The 16,083-nt window shown below is 52.0% G+C and carries 18 protein-coding genes; 15 read left to right on the forward strand and 3 right to left on the reverse strand.

Going from position 1 to position 16,083, the window contains the following annotated elements:
- Window positions 1–11 precede the first annotated feature (11 nt).
- Window positions 12–527 carry a DUF805 domain-containing protein gene (locus ACR0C9_RS19430; RefSeq protein WP_480781832.1) on the reverse strand — a complete coding sequence of 172 codons (516 nt, stop codon included), beginning with the start codon at window positions 525–527 and terminating at the stop codon, window positions 12–14.
- Between the two features lie 568 nt (window positions 528–1,095).
- On the opposite strand from ACR0C9_RS19430, the gene ACR0C9_RS19435 reads away from it, so the two are divergent.
- The 8 genes from ACR0C9_RS19435 to ACR0C9_RS19470 all read left to right on the forward strand — a co-directional run bounded on the left by ACR0C9_RS19435 (window position 1,096) and on the right by ACR0C9_RS19470 (window position 6,451).
- A complete protein-coding gene (locus ACR0C9_RS19435) occupies window positions 1,096–1,395 on the forward strand; it encodes a hypothetical protein (RefSeq protein ID WP_170337109.1) in 300 nt (99 codons plus the stop codon).
- A gap of 201 nt (window positions 1,396–1,596) precedes the next feature.
- Window positions 1,597–2,058, forward strand: coding sequence for a hypothetical protein (locus tag ACR0C9_RS19440; protein WP_170520111.1), 462 nt, complete (start codon window positions 1,597–1,599; stop codon window positions 2,056–2,058).
- Window positions 2,059–2,113: 55 nt separating this feature from the next.
- Window positions 2,114–2,728: a hypothetical protein gene (locus tag ACR0C9_RS19445; RefSeq protein ID WP_170408626.1), complete on the forward strand. Its 615-nt coding sequence runs from the start codon at window positions 2,114–2,116 to the stop codon at window positions 2,726–2,728.
- Window positions 2,729–2,780: 52 nt separating this feature from the next.
- Window positions 2,781–3,086, forward strand: coding sequence for a hypothetical protein (locus ACR0C9_RS19450; protein ID WP_170470487.1), 306 nt, complete (start codon window positions 2,781–2,783; stop codon window positions 3,084–3,086).
- A gap of 42 nt (window positions 3,087–3,128) precedes the next feature.
- Entirely contained in the window at window positions 3,129–3,302 is a 174-nt protein-coding gene (locus ACR0C9_RS19455; protein ID WP_170470490.1) for a hypothetical protein, read from the forward strand.
- 120 nt (window positions 3,303–3,422) lie between these two features.
- Window positions 3,423–4,067, forward strand: a complete 645-nt coding sequence (locus ACR0C9_RS19460) for a protein-tyrosine phosphatase family protein (RefSeq protein WP_170418739.1) — start codon at window positions 3,423–3,425, stop codon at window positions 4,065–4,067.
- 19 nt (window positions 4,068–4,086) lie between these two features.
- Entirely contained in the window at window positions 4,087–5,520 is a 1,434-nt protein-coding gene (locus ACR0C9_RS19465) for a hypothetical protein (RefSeq protein WP_480536390.1), read from the forward strand.
- Window positions 5,510–6,451: a metallophosphoesterase family protein gene (locus ACR0C9_RS19470; RefSeq protein WP_170520103.1), complete on the forward strand. Its 942-nt coding sequence runs from the start codon at window positions 5,510–5,512 to the stop codon at window positions 6,449–6,451. Before ACR0C9_RS19465 ends, ACR0C9_RS19470 begins: the two co-directional genes overlap by 11 nt.
- Here ACR0C9_RS19470 and ACR0C9_RS19475 read toward each other — a convergent pair whose 3' ends face one another.
- Complete coding sequence (locus ACR0C9_RS19475; protein WP_170520100.1) at window positions 6,452–7,210, reverse strand: DUF4956 domain-containing protein; 759 nt, start codon at window positions 7,208–7,210, stop codon at window positions 6,452–6,454. It lies immediately after the preceding gene.
- Between the two features lie 181 nt (window positions 7,211–7,391).
- On the opposite strand from ACR0C9_RS19475, the gene ACR0C9_RS19480 reads away from it, so the two are divergent.
- The 6 genes from ACR0C9_RS19480 (at window position 7,392) to ACR0C9_RS19505 (ending at window position 14,684) form a co-directional block, all read left to right on the forward strand.
- Window positions 7,392–8,324, forward strand: coding sequence for an SdiA-regulated domain-containing protein (locus tag ACR0C9_RS19480; protein ID WP_170470501.1), 933 nt, complete (start codon window positions 7,392–7,394; stop codon window positions 8,322–8,324).
- Window positions 8,325–8,543: 219 nt separating this feature from the next.
- On the forward strand, window positions 8,544–10,088 hold the full coding sequence (locus ACR0C9_RS19485) for a ShlB/FhaC/HecB family hemolysin secretion/activation protein (RefSeq protein ID WP_480781833.1): 1,545 nt from the start codon (window positions 8,544–8,546) through the stop codon (window positions 10,086–10,088).
- Between the two features lie 1,465 nt (window positions 10,089–11,553).
- Entirely contained in the window at window positions 11,554–11,928 is a 375-nt protein-coding gene (locus ACR0C9_RS19490; RefSeq protein WP_109311468.1) for a DUF4345 domain-containing protein, read from the forward strand.
- Window positions 11,929–11,944: 16 nt separating this feature from the next.
- Window positions 11,945–12,802: a DUF302 domain-containing protein gene (locus ACR0C9_RS19495; RefSeq protein WP_480781834.1), complete on the forward strand. Its 858-nt coding sequence runs from the start codon at window positions 11,945–11,947 to the stop codon at window positions 12,800–12,802.
- A 276-nt stretch (window positions 12,803–13,078) separates the two neighbouring features.
- The gene (locus ACR0C9_RS19500; protein WP_171106045.1) at window positions 13,079–13,699 is read left to right on the forward strand and encodes a cysteine hydrolase family protein; all 621 of its coding nucleotides are present in this window, start codon (window positions 13,079–13,081) and stop codon (window positions 13,697–13,699) included.
- Window positions 13,700–13,907: 208 nt separating this feature from the next.
- Window positions 13,908–14,684, forward strand: coding sequence for a 2-keto-4-pentenoate hydratase (locus ACR0C9_RS19505; protein WP_480781835.1), 777 nt, complete (start codon window positions 13,908–13,910; stop codon window positions 14,682–14,684).
- Window positions 14,685–14,921: 237 nt separating this feature from the next.
- Here ACR0C9_RS19505 and ACR0C9_RS19510 read toward each other — a convergent pair whose 3' ends face one another.
- Window positions 14,922–15,566: a cation efflux transmembrane domain-containing protein gene (locus ACR0C9_RS19510; RefSeq protein ID WP_170734126.1), complete on the reverse strand. Its 645-nt coding sequence runs from the start codon at window positions 15,564–15,566 to the stop codon at window positions 14,922–14,924.
- A 74-nt stretch (window positions 15,567–15,640) separates the two neighbouring features.
- On the opposite strand from ACR0C9_RS19510, the gene ACR0C9_RS19515 reads away from it, so the two are divergent.
- Window positions 15,641–16,057 (forward strand): MerR family transcriptional regulator, encoded by a 417-nt coding sequence (locus ACR0C9_RS19515; protein WP_170520077.1) that lies wholly within the window; start codon window positions 15,641–15,643, stop codon window positions 16,055–16,057.
- Window positions 16,058–16,083: the final 26 nt, after the last annotated feature.

Below are 16,083 nucleotides of genomic sequence, written 5' to 3' on the forward strand. Positions count from 1 at the left end.
GGACAACCAGGTCAGGAAACAGGCTCGCCGTATTCGTTTGCGCCTTCTTCCGAAGGGCGCGTCAACCACCAGATCATCAGAATGGACAGAACCAATTGAAGAATTGAGACAACAACAATACCGGTCACGCCCAGGACTGCCGCAGGTCCTCGCAATGCGTCAGGGTTCTCGGTCCCTTGCTCCAACACCGAGAAGAACGCCACCCCACCCAGCATAACAAAAAGCGTTGTAATGCTTAGCGCCATCGGCAGCAGCAAATACCAGCCAGGTCGTCCTGTATCATGCAGCCTCCGCCAACCGGCGGCCAGCATCGGCATGAGAACAGCCAGTTGGAAAACAGAGGACATGACGCGAGATCCCTGCCCAGTTTCTGGGTTGGTCCCGAATATGATCGTATCCAGCACAGCTAAAGCAGCACTCACGAGAACCACGAACAAGAAGAACCACCAGTATTCTGAGCGTAAAGCCCGACCGGAGAACTGGAAGTATTTCGAGAAACACGTTTTAACTGCTTCACCAAATCCCATATTTCACTCCTTTCTTACTTTCTGTGCGGTCTCAAACGCTTTGCCGCTCAGGAGAACGCACTCGCCCCTAAGGATGCTCCCACTTACCTTTTTGTTTGAAAGCAGAAGCCTATCGCAAGAGAGCGTAAATAATTTTACGCGCGGAAAATATATTGATTTATCAAAAATTAGATTCAAACATGCGAATTCGACACAACTTTATTTTACCTCCGTTGTTGTCGTTGCTGCTCGCTGTGCCGAGCCCTTCCGACTGCTGGAGTGAGTGCTGGCGGTCGGAAGGCACTTTACAATGATTGAGCGCTGGGAGGACGCGATGCTTAGACTTAACGTACTCGCCCTCTGTCCAGAGTTTGCTCTAGCATTTGCTAGTGACGTCATTCGGCCTTCACACGTTATTGTCGGCCCCGATAGTCAACGAAATATCTTCCCGCCGACCAAGCCCCCCGCGGCAAGTTTTGGGAATGGTAGTCACAGGATCAAGGTATGTTCAATTGGCTGCACAGACGCGGGAGCTTCAAACAAGCGCATCCAATTTCACTAATTTCAAGGGAACCAGAGGGAGAAGAAAATGTCTAACAAGATGGTGATGATTGCAGGCGCGACATGTTTCGCACTGCTTGCGGCCTGCGACGATACGAGTACATCAAGCGCGTCCGCCGAGCTCACGCCGGCTCAGCAGGCGTGTTTGCGAGATGTAGCTAACACGACGAACAATTCGCAAGTCGTGGTGCTCTCATCCGCGTTTAGCGAGGCGGGAACACAGGTCACAGTCGGCGTTGGCGAGGATCGTGCTCCTTGGAATTGCATTGCTTACAGTGATGGCGCGACAGCTGGTATCGAGTTCCTGGGCGACGAAGGCGCATTGTGACCTGTCTGCTGCGTAGCTGAAAACGGCTGCGCAGCACTGGCTTGATCTGCTGAGGCTCGACTTGGTTTGTAGAACCACCATCATCGTATTCGCGGTCATGTACCTGTTGGCGTTGGTTGCATTCTTGACGGGCACATTTGGCTGGTTGGGACAGGAACGAGACCCTTTGTCCGGAGTGTTCCTGCTGCCGTTGGGACTACCTTGGATACTTGTGGCGGACTTATTTTCGGATTCCGCCAAGCCGTGGTTCGCGGCGATTGCTCCGGCGCTCAACCTGTTAGCGCTGGTTTTGATTTGCAGATGGGCACGCAGATTGCGCCAGTAGTGGTGGCTGAACTCTTTCTCACCAAAAGGGAGGAAAACATGGGAAAAGTAATCTTGGGAATTGTGATCGGGCTCGTCCTCGGCGTGGTTGGGGCGATGACCTTGGGTGGCGGGGCCGCGGTGGGTGTCGGCGTTGCGACAGGCTTGTCCGCCGGTGTCTGCACCACATTGAAAGGAGCACAAGCTGAGAACCTTATCACCGCCGAGCAAGCGGATCAGATCCTCAACCGCGTAAATTCCGAAATGGCGTCACTGCAAGGAATTGAAACGACGGACGAGATCGTCGGCAGCGCGCAGGCATGCGATGAATTTCTGTCAAAGTTACGAGACGCGAAGTGAGGTTCCGCTTTGTACGGAACAAAACTCTAAGGATCAGCCAGCAAGGGACCATCTGATGAAATTCGCTGTACTCAAATTCCTCGCACCGATGTTCGCAATCGCAGGCACGGCTTCTTTTGCAATGTCTGAAGCAGACGACGCGTGTATCGATCATTTGCGACAGGTTGGAGGACCAGACGGTCAATCAGGTACGATTGAAAGCTCAGAGTTCTCAGAAGCGGGCACGCTCGTCATGCTACGAGACGCAGGCGGAACACTTTGGCGCTGCATCGCGTACAAGGATGGTAGCATCGGCGAGATGTCGGTTGTCGAAGCGATGGATGATGGCGGTGGAGCCATGGCAGGCGCCGCCGGGTCTACTGGTAGCCAACGTGTCAAATTCGATGCTGGTTCCACCGGCGCCGAACTCGTTGGTGAACTCGCGCCCGGAGCGTCACAGCAATATGTTCTCGGGGCAAAAAACGAACAGTTTCTTTACGTCCGCGTTGCTCCGCGAAATGGCTCCTTAGACTACGTTATTCGTAACCCCGATGGTTCTGAACTGTTGGGATTAATGTCGGCGGACAAGGAGTATCGAGGGCAGCTTTGGCAATCTGGTGATCATGTTGTGGAGGTTATCAATCGCAGCAACTCTTCCGTCGGCTACAACGTAATTTTCGGAATTGAATAGGTGATCGACGAGAAGCCCTTGAACACGTTCCCAAAACAGCCAGGAAAAACACATGAGAACCAATGTCCTAATGGTGATCGGCGCGGTATGTATTTCTGCACTTGCAGCATGCGAAGAGAGTGGCGGATCGGTGGATTCAAGTGCACCAACTGTGGGCAGCTCTAGCGATCTTTCGCCATTTGAAGGGGCAAGAGCGGGCCAAGCTGAAATGGGCATCCAAAGTCTCGGATTTGAACTCATCCGAAGCGAAGGGCTGACCTCGTACTGGTTTAACAAGGATACAGGTGCATGTGCTCAGATCACGACGTCTGAGGGAAGGTACTCAGATGTAGCTATGCTGCCATCAGGTGACTGCTGACAAATTTCCATCAATCCCAAATCCAAGAGAAGGAGCCCAAACTTGCAATTCGACCTGGCACACGCGGCGGTCATCGTTGTCGCCTTAATCATCACTAACCTGGTATTGAAATCGGCTGGCGTGATCAACGAAGAAAACAAGCACCAATGGAACTGGAAAGTTGTTCTAGCCTACTTCGTAGTCGTCGTTATCATCAATCTCGTGTGGCCCATCTAAAGTTTCACAGCGGAAAGCTATTTGCCCACTTGATATGGTTGTCATGAACTAGCCTTTCCGAGAGACTATCAGGTCGCAAGAGTTTGAGCATTAAAGGTTCAAGAATAGAAAGGATTTGGCATGCGGTTTTTGGCGTCCCTCATATTCATTGGTGTTCTCGCAACCGCTGCGAATTCTGACGTGACCAGTCGAAATGGCGGTCCAAGCAACAGTCAAATGCTTTCAAAGGGTGGTGACGGAGGCATTGATGGTGTCGCTTTCTTTCGCCCAGTCTTAAGCGGAGTGTTGTATCGATCCGGTTTCAAGGGCGGCGACAAGGATCGAACTGGCCTAAGTGAAGGTCAACGCGAAACTCTGTGCGGCGAAGGGTTTTCAACCGGGTTTTATGCCGACTTCGGCAAAAACACTGAATACGGTCGCACCAGCTGCGGAAACGGATCCTTTGACTATCAGAGCGCCAGATCCTCTCGACCCGATGCTGTCATGGCGTCCATACACGAGGTGATTAAAAACCCTGGAAAGGGCCCTGTTCTGGTGCACTGCATGTGGGGCGTTCATTCCTCAGGTGCATTGTCGGCGATGGCGCTCGTTCAGTTTTGCGGTTGGACAGAAGAAAGGGCCAAGGAATATTGGAATGATGCCCGAAACGGAGCCCCTTGTTCAGGCGGGTGCGACCAGTGGATTGACTCAAAATTTTCCAACTTCAGTGTCGACCCAAAATTGAAGATCTCCAACGAGCAACAGGCAGCGATTTGCCCCAAATGATATTGGGAGGACTATCCAAATGAAGTTCAATCTTCTGGGGTCACTTGCTTTAATTGCACCCACTGTCTTGTGGGCGAACGACGATGTTCTCGGTGAAGCCACGACATTTGATAGTCCCAACGGCGTTACTGAACGCTGTATTCGGATCGAAAAAGTTCCATCGGGCGAGTATAAGAAAAGCGATCTTGAGGAAGAAACGGCCTATTGCGAGATCGATTTCTATGCCTCCGAAATTGCTATTTGCCCAAAAACCTGGAGCACCAGCCCAGGAATGGCAGTCTACGATATTTCGGAAGGACCTTACGTGGGGAACCGTTCTGAATTCGAGAGAAACGCTTGCAAAGAGGGGAAGGCGGCAAAAGATCTGGCTAAGGACAGGGTGGCTAAATTCAAGTCCACCATGAACCAAAAAGGCACCAGTGGAACCTTTTCCACGTCTTCACTGCTTTACTATCATTTCTCCAGATATTTCGACGCGACTGTAAAAGTTCCAGTCGCCGTTTGGCGTAGCATGGACGCCCAGGCGCATTTTTCCGAGGTCGCCGAGCCTGGCCTTGCGATTTCTGGTGGCTCTCATGGCGGGCGCATGAACCACGAAGGCTGGCGGGTCTTCGCAGCTGCGGATGCTGACCCGAACTCATACCAGCCAACCGACGATCTGTTCACCGCAGATCGAACGCAAATATTCGGTGTGCTGCTTGATAGCCCTGGGCATCGATACGGCTCGGAAATCAACGGCACCCGTAAATCTGGTTGGGGAAAAGGTCAGAACCGCGATTTTCAGGAAACTCCTGCTTTCTTGGCTTTGCGTTCTTCAAAACCCTTGCCAGAGGCCATTGTAGTGGGCGTCGGAGAAGGTCGAAGAGACCGGATGATCAACAAGGATCTCGGTCCCGATGTCAGCGACCAACAGATGGCATTTTGGATGCAAGAACTTACCGAGATTGTACTCCTCGATTTCATCTTTAGCCAGCAGGACCGCGTAGGAAACATAGACTTCACACCCTATTGGTATTGGGTCGAAGACGGAAAGCTGAAGCATAAGAAAGCCAAGCACCATGAGCCAAACGATGGAGACGTTCCCGCCGACGCGTTATTGATCCGTCGCAGCAATCTAAACGACAACGATGCTGGCGGGCGTGTCGAGTATGCCAACTTCGCGAAATCCACTCAAATGCTGGAGAAAATGCGGCACTTCTCTCCAAGCGTGTATCGGCGCTTGGTCGCTTTGAATAGTGATCTTCAATCTCAAGGTCCCGTCTACGGCTGGCTATCGCAAAGCCTTGGGTTGTCAGACAGGCAGATTGCACAAGTTGTAAAAAACACCGAGCTGGCAACGTCCATTCTCCAGGACAATTGCTCAAATGGCGATTTGATGTTCGACTTGGATCCTGTCGCATTCTTTTTGAGAAACAACACCGAGGTAGAGACAGTGGATTGTAATGACCCGTAGGCTTTCTACGCTTTTCGCGGCGTTCATTTGGACCACTCTGATCGCCTGCAAAGCGGCGGCATTGGATGTTATCGTCATATCGGATCTGAACGGCAGCTATGGTTCGGTGAAATACGATGCCCGCGTCGACAAGGCGATTAAGCGGATAGTCGAGATTGATCCAGATCTGGTGATTTCGACGGGCGATATGGTCGCGGGACAGCGCATTCCCAACTTGTCAGACAAACAGGTCAGAGAGATGTGGAAGGCGTTTCACGAGGCCGTATCAGATCCTTTAGAGGCTGCCGGCATTCCATTTGCGGTCACACCAGGAAACCATGATGCCTCCGCCTACCGAGGGTTCGAGCGTGAAAGAAAAATATACGCAGAGGAATGGACTCCGAGAAAACCAAGCGTCGACTTCCTGGTTTCGGATGACTACCCGTTCTTCTACGCATTTGAGATGCAGGGCATTACGTTTGCGTCTCTGGATGCAACGACCCTGGGCCCGCTATCCGGTGATCAGCAGGACCGGCTACAGGAACTGGGTGCAGACGGGGACCCGATTGTCACTTTCAGTCACCTCCCACTTTGGCCCTTCGCGATCCAGCGCGAGCGCGAAATCATCGGTGATCCGACACTTGAAAAAATCTATTTGGAAAGCGGTGTCGTTCTGCATCTGTCAGGCCACCATCATGCCTTCTATCCCGGTTGGAAAGACGGTGTGGCTTATGTCTCTCAAGCTTGTTTGGGAGGTGGTCCGCGGCGGCTTATTGGCGATAGCGCCAGATCACCTCACAGCTTCACTCATGTTACGTTCCAGCCGAACGGAGAGTTTGGGATAGCAGTATATCGAGGACCCGATTTCGAAAGGTCGGTAAACTTCAAGTCGCTTCCGAAAGAGATCAGATCCCCGAACGCGGTGTTGAAACGTTTGGACCTTGTTAAATGACTAGAGGTTGAGTTTCAGCTCAACTTTATCAGGGACCAGATCGTTTATCATCTCTTCTATCCGGGCTTCTGAAAGCCCTCCCGAGGTGATGAAAAGCAATGAGACGCGAGACTTTCCGGGGACGTGGTGTTTTCTGACCAGCTTCCAGCCAGCGTCTGCGGCCATAGCTTCAATGGCCCCGCTGACGTTCAATGAGTGTTCTTCGTCTGAAGCTTTGAGCGAAATTTCCACACCCTTGTTTCGTCCACCGAGCCAAATGAAACACCAACATACAACCGCCACCAGTGTGGCCATCAGCGGCAAGCCCAAACCGACCGCAAGACCAAGAACAGTCACGATTATCATTTCGACAGTGTCCACCGGATCATCGAGATTGGAGCGGAACCTGAGCAACGCTCCGATTCCAAATATGACAAAACCGATCATTGACCCATGCTGAACCACCAGAAAACCAACCGCCATGCCGATAAGCGCATACAGGAAGAAAAGCCTTGGCATAACTATGTCGCGGACGCTTCTACGGGCTTTACGTCTCACCGGATGATAGACGATCAAGCCAGCCAGAATGATCGTGACGATCACATCGAGAGTAAAGAAATACAGTTCCTGTTTGCCACGAAACTGCGTCCACCGGCGTTCGATAACGATTTCTGACCCCGAAGCCCCGGCCAGCATCGTCGCAGGGTCGACTTGTGACACCGCAGCACCTGGCAACAGCAGCATCAACAACACGGTCACAAGTGTGAGGGTCGTATTCAACTTGTCTTCCTTCCTGCTCAAGCCAAAGGCTTACGCTTAACAAAAGCACATCGTGCCCTATTCAATTCAATCGCAACAGGCGGGATCAGGTAAAGAGATTACAGTGCATTCTTCGGACATCGTATCCGGACTGTGATACGAACGCTGATACAGGGATGTGGTCCAAGCGCGAGAGAATCCAATGACAGAAAACAGAGTGTTTTCGTCAAAAGCTGAAATTTCACGGTGTTTCTGCAAACTTAGACGATTCGCTTTTACGGCCAGCTTGGTTGCGGCAGCCTTCTTGCCTTGGACCGATTTTGCCTACGCCGAAAGTGCTGGTTTGGTTCTGGTCGATAAATTCAAGGTGGCAGACAAATCAGAGGGATTTTCAGAGCCTTCCGGTTTGGCAATGTCTAACGCTGAAGGCTTCTTGTGGTCTGTAAGTGATGCCGAACCTAAACTGCACCTACTCGGAGTCGACGGGGTATTAGGAAACTCTTTCAAGTTGCCAGCATTGGCAGGATCAGATTTGGAGGGTGTTGCACCTCGAAAGGATGGGTCTGTTTTGGTGCTTCAAGAAACTGACCGATCAATCCTAGTCGTTCACCCAACTGACCCCATTCAACTGACGACAATACCTCTCGCATCTCTTAAAGGTTACCCGACCGCCGCTGCATTACTCGTCGGCAACCCATTGAACAAGGGACCCGAAGGCATCGCCGTTGACCCGGAATCCGGGCGGGTCTTCGTTGGCATTGAGGGACAACCAAGGTTGTTAATGGTGTTATCGCCAGAGCTAGACGAAATTATTGAGATCATTCCTTTAGCCCGCGATGCAGGTTTTATCTCCGAGCGTATAGATGATGATGAACTGGATTTGAGTGGCCTGGCATGGTCCCGGTCCTCGCGTTCTCTTTGGATTGTGAGTGACAAAAGCCGTCAGATCTTCGTCTACAATCCAGAGTCCAAGTCCGTAAAGTCTATCAGTTTGACGTTCACAGAAGATGGAAAACAAAAAGAAGTTAAACATCCCGAAGGGATCGCCCTCGATGAGACCAGAGGGCTTCTCTATATCCTGACAGACGATGCCAAGAAATCGCGGCTTTATGTTTTTGAGCAACCGGAATTGTGAGGACTGTTCTACTAGTTCTCTACTCTAACTTGTTGAAAAGCCGGGTTGTGTAATTGAGCGCCGTCGTATGTGCGGCATATTAAGTAAATCCGCGTTCTGTTCACTGTGTTTCTTAAAAACATCACCCATCAATACATTCGAGTAGCGTCAGGTTCACACATGCGAACCACATAATAACATTGGACTTCAACATGCTCAGTCACTTTAAGGTTGTCAAAAATGCGCATATTCAGCTCAGTTGTTTTTGCGATCATTTGCACTCTTGTGGCCACTGCATCAGTTCCAAGAAGCAGCATTGCCCAAACCTGGGACATCGCGTCCCAGCACTCGGTCAGCGGCGTAACGGTGTATGATGCGGATGAGCTGTTAACTTTTGCCGGTCAATTGGCCTTCAATCGGTCTGGGCGCATCACAGCGGTGGAGGTCGCATCAACGATTACTCAGATCTACCGAGAAGACGGTTACTTCTTGGCTGAGGCCTGGCCCGGTCCCGATGGGCAGAGCATAATTGTTGATGAAGGGCGCATTCAAACCATCGAAATTGAAGGCGTAGATACTCGCACGTTCCAAACACTAGAGAAGATTTTTCAGCCCCTCACCACCGCATATCCAATAACTCTCAAACGATTTGAGCGGGCGGTTATGCTAGCCGAGGACATACCCGATTTGGACGTGTCGACCGAACTTGATTACCCGGATCAGGCTGGTGCTCGGCTGAGAGTATTGGGAGAACCTCTGCGCAAACAAGCCGGTAGTGCGACACTAGACAACCCTCCGCGTGAGCTTGGGGAAGCGCTCAGTTTCTATGTCGTACAAGAGTTTTATTCGACACTGACCGTTGGGGATCTGCTGCGATTTGAGGGTTCAGGCAATTACAATTGGGACAAAGACGATGAACACTCTTTATGGGGCGCTCTTACCTATCGCACCCCGCTGAACAGTAATGGTCTGTACGGTGAGATCTTCTACGGGAACATAAACGCAAAACGTGACCTCTCAGGAAATTTTGCGAGAACAGATATTGACGGCGAGAACTTCACCGTCGCGATGGGTTACCCCGTAATCCGAGATGTAGCCCGATATGGATACTTTCTGCTGGATTATCGCCTTTCAAAAGCGGACTCAGTCAGTGGCGGCGTTCCATTATCCAGTGACGCAAGTGTCGTTGGCCTTACTTATATTTACGGGCAAAACTATCCAAAGGGACAAGCTCTGGAAGCGGGGCTAACCTTATCTTTTGGCGATAATGACAATGAAACGACAGATGCGAATTTTGACGACGGGGACTCTTCGTTCTGGCATCTACGAGGCGGCATCGGATACGAAAGCCCACTAACGGGCTTGTCGCCCAACACAGCTTGGCGCACCGAGATCTGGGGGCAGTACACAACAGACCGGCTGCCCTCTGTCGAAGAGTACTTCCTTGGTGATCGCTACGCTTTGCGCGGATATCGTTTTGACGAAGTGGATGGTGATTCCGGGATTTCCGCGATTTTCGAAGTGTCTCATTCCTACTTCCCCAGTTCCCAGAGCATACATCGCTTAACGCCCTTTGCCTTTTTCGACGTGGGTTACATCTCGAACAATGACCCTGCGAGTTTCGAAGTTGATAATGCTACACTGGCGTCGACAGGTCTGGGTTTGGACATTGAGTTTAAGCAAAATCTATTCCTGTCCGGATATGTCGGTGTCCCTTTGAGAGACGGCCCTTTGACCGACTCTGGCGATCCTGGCGCGTATCTTGCTCTGACAACAAGTTGGTGAGGATGTTATGAAACTGAACCGAATTGCTGTACTTACCGCAACTTGTCTAATTGCAGAACTGGCCGCTACTCAGGTCTTTGCCCGCGGAAATCACTACGGGTGGTGCCGAGGCGTAGGGAACCCACACCAGTCGAGCCAAGGGTGCGGGCAGGCTGGCGGGCAAGGGGCAGGTAATCAAGTTACTGGTCCAACTCAGCCGGTGGCAAATCAATTGCCGCCTAAGGGAACGCAGCAAACGCCCACGTCCGTTACTGTTCCAGTCCTTGCGCCGGGCGCGGTCCCGAACGCAATTCCCGGTCAGGTTCCTATTGCGACACCGATAGCGGTTCCTGGTCAGGTTCCCACGCCGGTATTAGCGCCGACCCTAACTCCGCCTCTGGCACCAAACGCGACACCAAACCGGGTTCCGACAGCTGTTCCAAATCAGGTTCCGCCATTGGCTACTGGTCCCACCGCGGTGCCCCCGCAAGTTCCGACTGCAACTCCCAATCAAGTTCCGGTCGCTACCCCTGGCCAGGTTCCGCCTCAACCCACCGGCCCAACAGCGGTGCCGCCACTTGTGCCCACCGCAACACCAAACCAAATACCAGTCGCAGTTCCTGGTCAGGTCCCACCTCAGCCCACTGGACAAACTGCTGTGCCACCGCTCGTCCCGACTGCAACACCAAACCAGATTCCGGTCGCAGTGCCCGGCCGTGTTCCGCAACCCAGCGGTACTACGGCGACACCACCGCTTGTCCCAACCGCAACCCCCAATCAGGTTCCAACGGCGGTTCCTGGCCAGGTTCCACAGTTGACACCAAAACCGACGGCAACTCACGTGGCCGTCCCAGGACATCCGAAACCACAAGGCGTCGTGACAATCATGCGCCCAAAGCCGAGGCCGACAACCGGTACTGTCCAACAACCTGGCACAACACAAGTGACCCACCATTTAACCCACCAAAGTAATGCGAAGAAACACGATCACGTCGCAGCAACACCTGGACGACATGACCCGCACGACCTACCGAGGTTCCGCAACGCGGCGGCCAAGGAAGACTGGGAATGCGTTGCCAGCGGATTTGGACAGCGCCGGTATGATGCTGGGCGAGGCGTGTTGCTGAACAACGGAGCGTTGCGGCACCTCGGAAACGTGGACGCAATGGCACGCGATGTACCGGCACGACATCCAAAACACTCTGGCTGCATTATTTCGGTCAAACGAAAGCAGCAGTAGCGCCAGTCTGGTAAAGGCACATCTTGAAACCTTAGAGGAATTCTTCCGAGTGGGAAGCTGGTTTCCGACCAAGGTTAAGCTGAAGAATAGACATCAACCGAAGGTGTCATCGCTCAGAAGGTTAATGAGGCATAAAATATGCCTTTCTGAGTGCTGTTTGGGCATCCGGCTCGGATCATCGGATGCCCCAAAAAACCGACTAGGAATTTCGCAAAAAAGCGAAACCTCTACGAGAAGGAGTCCTCCATGAGTGCTAGATTGGTCCTTCTGCTTGCTGCCGTTGGCCTCGTGCCAATTGCGTTGTCATACGGTCTGATGCCCGGCAGTTCGATCCCAGTTTTGCTGGGATTTCCGGTGGAAGGGACGAACCAAACCCACGTGTTCCGAGCGATTATGGGTCTTTACCTGGCAAACGCATTGTTCTGGTTGGCGGCCGCTTCGAAACCAGAATTACAACGCCCCGCGCTGTGGGTTCTATTTTTGTTTATGTCGGGACTGGCCGTTGGACGCATACTAAGCATTCTTATCGATGGAGTTCCGAACGGGATACTTCTATTTTATCTTGCGGCCGAGATAGCTTTTGCAGCTCTGGCGGCGGTTTCGCTGAAAAAAGTACGATGAAACAGGAAGTGGTAAAATGCTGAGGTTTTTCTTCGTTCTCTCGATGGTTGCGACTTCATCTGTGTCGACATCCGCTCTGGCACAATCGTCAACCATCCAGACTGCGGTGGACGAAAACTTCTTAGCGGTTGAGACTGTCGTTGCCAAAGCGGGAGATACTCCAATCGCATCGATAGATCACGCGCGACTGGCCAAAGCCGAAGGCGTAGAAATGCCAGCGTCTCGTGTACTCATTTTTTCTGATCCTGAGATAAACACGCCAATTCTGGAAGAGACCGTGCGAGCAGGTCTGGACCTTCCTTTTCGCGTACTTTCCTTCGATCAGGATGGTAACCCACAGATCGCTTACACAGACTCTCAATTTCTCAAAGTGCGGCATGGTCTGAATGACACCCAAGCGTTAAATGCATTTGAGAGCAAGATGCTCGAAGTTCTAAACGACTTGGATGCAACACCAGCGCCAACCAGCGGATTGTTTGCCGACTATGGGGTCATCGAACTGCAAACTCTGCTCAGCGTACCAGAGGCAGTAGAACGTCTCAGGACAGCTGTGATGGGGCAGGACGATACTGTGTGGTTTGGGGAAATCGATTTTGCGACCGAAGCGTCCCAACTGGGGGTGGACCTGCCGGAGGCGGTACTTTTACTGTCCGGCGGACCAGCACCCGGTGGCGTAGCTATGGCGGGCTTTCCGGCAATTGGTTTGGATGCCTTTTGCCAAAAACTACTAGTTTACGCGAATGAAGAAGGCGGCTCCGTAGTGATTTTCAATGACATCGCTGCCTTGGCGGAATTGCACTACGGTTCTTCAGCCGAACCTCATTACGGTTTGAACAAACGGCTTACCTCAACATTTCGCACTGCAATTGAGTAGCCGCTGGTTGGAAGTCACAATTTTTCTGAATTGCTATATTCCGTATTTAGCTGCCCATTCTGGGCTGGGTACAGACCATCTCTACACTTAAACCCTAACGGCAATTTGCGGGCAATGTTGCCCTGGGCGCGAGTATACAGTTTTCATTCCAAAACAACGCAGCACAGCCTTGACCATACTTAGTTGCACATTTAGTCAAAATTGATCTGCCCGCTGGGACGGCCCGGCCAAGCAAGGGCGTTTTTTCAGGACGACCTGGCAAATTAGAGGTCGAACATGACAACTAAAACCAAACAAGCCAGGAAACTGATCGAAGGTAGACCTGCCCTGATCGTAATCGACATTCAAAAGAGCACGTTTATTGATGACAGCGAAGTACGCTCCATCGATAACATGCCGGGCTACAAAGAGCGCATGATCGCTGCGCGCGATTTGGTTGACGCTGCGCATGACAACAATGTGCCCGTCATCTTCGTTCAGGAAGTCCATCGTCCCGATCAGATCGACTTCGGCAGGGAACTGGATGGTGACGAAGACATACACTGTCTCGAAGGTGATCCACGTACGGAAGTTGCAAAAGATGAGATGGGATATCGCAAAGGTGACTACATCGTCTCGAAGCGACGGTATTCTGCGTTTTTTGGAACCGATTTCGAAATCCTGCTGCGCGGTTTAAAGGTGGACACACTTTTGTTGTGCGGCGGGCTGACAGATGTTTGTGTGCACTACACATTCGTCGATGGCCACCAATCAGACTACTTCTGCCGCGTTGTAGAAGATTGCGTTGGCGGGTCATCTTTCCAAGCCCATGAAGCTGCTCTCAAAGCTATGGAGTATCTACAAACCGGCGCTGTTCAGAGCAGAGAAGCAGTGATCAATTCCATCTCGTCGCTCTAAGTTGCAATTGAACTGTTAGTACCAGTTGGGGTGCATAATTTTTAGGGTGCAGCAACGGGTGGAGTTTTTTGTCGCCAGAACGCCTTGGACTTGCCCATTTGATGCAGAAGGTATCGACACTTTCAGTGCTAACCTTTGAGTTTTCGATTATAGACCTTCAAAATCTGGATTGCATCGTAATCCAGCCCTTGGTCCGTATAATGCGAATATGACAAGAGATGTTGAAGCAAACGCTCAGAAAATCGCTGATGCCCTGACCTCTGCCCAGCAGATATCTAATCTGTCTTCAGAGGCAGAACAGCTAACGCTGGATGACGCTTATTCGATTGCAAGACGCGTCCGAAAGCTTCAGGGCAAAAAGAGAGTTGGTAGAAAAGTCGGCTTCACGAACCGCGCGATTTGGCCTGTTTATGGTGTAGATCAACCCATTTGGGGAGAGGTTCACTCAGATGGGCTGTTTTCGACTGATCAGCCGGTAAACTTGGCAAGGTATTCAGAACCGAGAATCGAGCCAGAAATCGTACTTGGCCTCGGCGATGCGCCGACGGCTGAAATGAACAATGAGCAGTTGGCAGGTTGCGTGGATTGGGTTGCCCCGGGATTTGAAATTGTTCAATCGATTTATCCCAACTGGAAATTCTCGGTCGAAGACTCAATCGCAGCACAAGGATTGCACGGCTGCCTTGTTCTTGGCGACAAAATCGAGGCGACGCATGATGTCTTAACCGGCTTGGCCGAAGTGCCACTAGCATTGTTCAAGGGCACCGAGGCTATCGAGTCCGGCAAGGGTGAAAACGCGCTCGGCGGCCCAATTGAAGTCTTGGCTCATCTTGTGTCTCTGCTCTCCGAAGCCGACCAGCTTCAGGGAGGCGAGCTGGTTACAACCGGTACTTTGACAGACGCATGGCCAGTGTCTCCGGGTGAAGAATGGTCAGCTGGTTTTGGTGGCGTGATGGACACCGAGCTATCGGTACGATTTACATGAGGCTTTGGTAGATTGGTGACGCCTACTGCACCAAAGAAAAGTTGCTCTCAATAGCTGACCATGATGGTCTTCCACTGGTTTCATCAAATCTGGGACGCAATTTAACCAGGTCCGGTTTAGGCTCGGTGTCGTCGTTCGCTCAGTCGCGGCGAATGTCCGGAAAGCGGACATGCATCGCGATATTGCGAATGACCGCGTGGAGCCCATACCTGTGTAGTTTGCCCTCCGCAGCGAATGTTAGCTTGTCCGAGCTGTTCTATGCTCATGCGCTGCTTCCTCGTGCCGTTCCTCAAGAGCCTGACGAATGATCTGGTACGAAGATGACAAGAAGAGGCTTGCCATGATCGCAGCAACTATTAGGTCAGGCCAACCTGTTGCCGTGCCCCAGACGCCTAACGCGGCAATCATCACAGCTACGTTACCGATGGCGTCGTTCCGCGAGCATAGCCAGACTGATCGCACGTTGGCGTCTCCATCCTTGTAGCTAACAAGCAAGAATACGCTCGCAAGGTTTGTTGCGAGAGCCAACGCGCCGATGATGCCCATAATTTCGGCCTCTGGAACGCCCACGTAAAAAACACGGTAGACGGTAGACCCAAACACCCACGCACCCATAAAAAAGAGGCTGATCCCCTTTGCCAAGGCGGCATTCGTTCGAGCGCGGATAGACGCGCCGATCACAGCGAGGGAAATGCCGTAGGTCAGTGCGTCACCAAGGAAGTCGAGCGCGTCGGCCTGAAGTGCCTGAGACTTCGCGTAGTGTCCCGCGGTCATCTCGACCACGAACATCGTCGCATTCAACGCGATGACGATCCAAAGCCGACGTTTGTATTCGTTCGACATTCCGTCGAATTTCACCTCGTTGCCGCAGCACCCTGCCATCTCAAAACCTCTTCAGAATCGCGTCAGATCCAATGTAGTGTCTCTAGTGACTAGAGGTTCAAGAGGGTTTTCACATGTTCTCGATTGGCGAGCTTTCGAAGCGGACGAAGGTCAAAGTGCCCACCATCCGCTATTACGAAGAAATGGGTCTACTGGCCGCACCGGAACGGACGGCAGGCAACCAGCGGCGCTACACAAATGAGGGTTTGGAGCGCCTGAGCTTTATACGGCACGCGCGTGATCTCGGCTTCTCCATCGAAGCAATTTCTTCTTTGATTGAGTTACAGAACCATCCGGATCGGTCGTGCGAAGCGGCCACCGAAATCGCAGAAGGTCAGTTGTCCGAAGTACGCGCAAAGATCAAACGCCTCAAAGCTCTCGAATATGAATTGAAGCGCATCGCACAGGGATGTGACGGACGGGGTGTGGCAGAAGACTGTTACGTCCTGGCTTCGCTTGCAGACCATGACCTTTGTGGTCGAGATCACTGACCCACAAAAGCAGACATCTTTTCACT

This window comes from Ruegeria sp. C12 (assembly GCF_056537745.1).

Coding starts and splice junctions, on each gene's coding strand:
- ACR0C9_RS19500 (WP_171106045.1), top strand. CDS start 13,079: ATGACAACTAAAACCAAACAAGCCAGGAAACTGATCGAAGGTAGACCT.
- ACR0C9_RS19465 (WP_480536390.1), top strand. CDS start 4,087: ATGAAGTTCAATCTTCTGGGGTCACTTGCTTTAATTGCACCCACTGTC.
- ACR0C9_RS19480 (WP_170470501.1), top strand. CDS start 7,392: ATGACAGAAAACAGAGTGTTTTCGTCAAAAGCTGAAATTTCACGGTGT.
- ACR0C9_RS19490 (WP_109311468.1), top strand. CDS start 11,554: ATGAGTGCTAGATTGGTCCTTCTGCTTGCTGCCGTTGGCCTCGTGCCA.
- ACR0C9_RS19435 (WP_170337109.1), top strand. CDS start 1,096: ATGTCTAACAAGATGGTGATGATTGCAGGCGCGACATGTTTCGCACTG.
- ACR0C9_RS19430 (WP_480781832.1), bottom strand. CDS start 527: ATGGGATTTGGTGAAGCAGTTAAAACGTGTTTCTCGAAATACTTCCAG.
- ACR0C9_RS19450 (WP_170470487.1), top strand. CDS start 2,781: ATGAGAACCAATGTCCTAATGGTGATCGGCGCGGTATGTATTTCTGCA.
- ACR0C9_RS19505 (WP_480781835.1), top strand. CDS start 13,908: ATGACAAGAGATGTTGAAGCAAACGCTCAGAAAATCGCTGATGCCCTG.
- ACR0C9_RS19495 (WP_480781834.1), top strand. CDS start 11,945: ATGCTGAGGTTTTTCTTCGTTCTCTCGATGGTTGCGACTTCATCTGTG.
- ACR0C9_RS19515 (WP_170520077.1), top strand. CDS start 15,641: ATGTTCTCGATTGGCGAGCTTTCGAAGCGGACGAAGGTCAAAGTGCCC.
- ACR0C9_RS19510 (WP_170734126.1), bottom strand. CDS start 15,566: ATGGCAGGGTGCTGCGGCAACGAGGTGAAATTCGACGGAATGTCGAAC.
- ACR0C9_RS19460 (WP_170418739.1), top strand. CDS start 3,423: ATGCGGTTTTTGGCGTCCCTCATATTCATTGGTGTTCTCGCAACCGCT.
- ACR0C9_RS19470 (WP_170520103.1), top strand. CDS start 5,510: ATGACCCGTAGGCTTTCTACGCTTTTCGCGGCGTTCATTTGGACCACT.
- ACR0C9_RS19485 (WP_480781833.1), top strand. CDS start 8,544: ATGCGCATATTCAGCTCAGTTGTTTTTGCGATCATTTGCACTCTTGTG.
- ACR0C9_RS19445 (WP_170408626.1), top strand. CDS start 2,114: ATGAAATTCGCTGTACTCAAATTCCTCGCACCGATGTTCGCAATCGCA.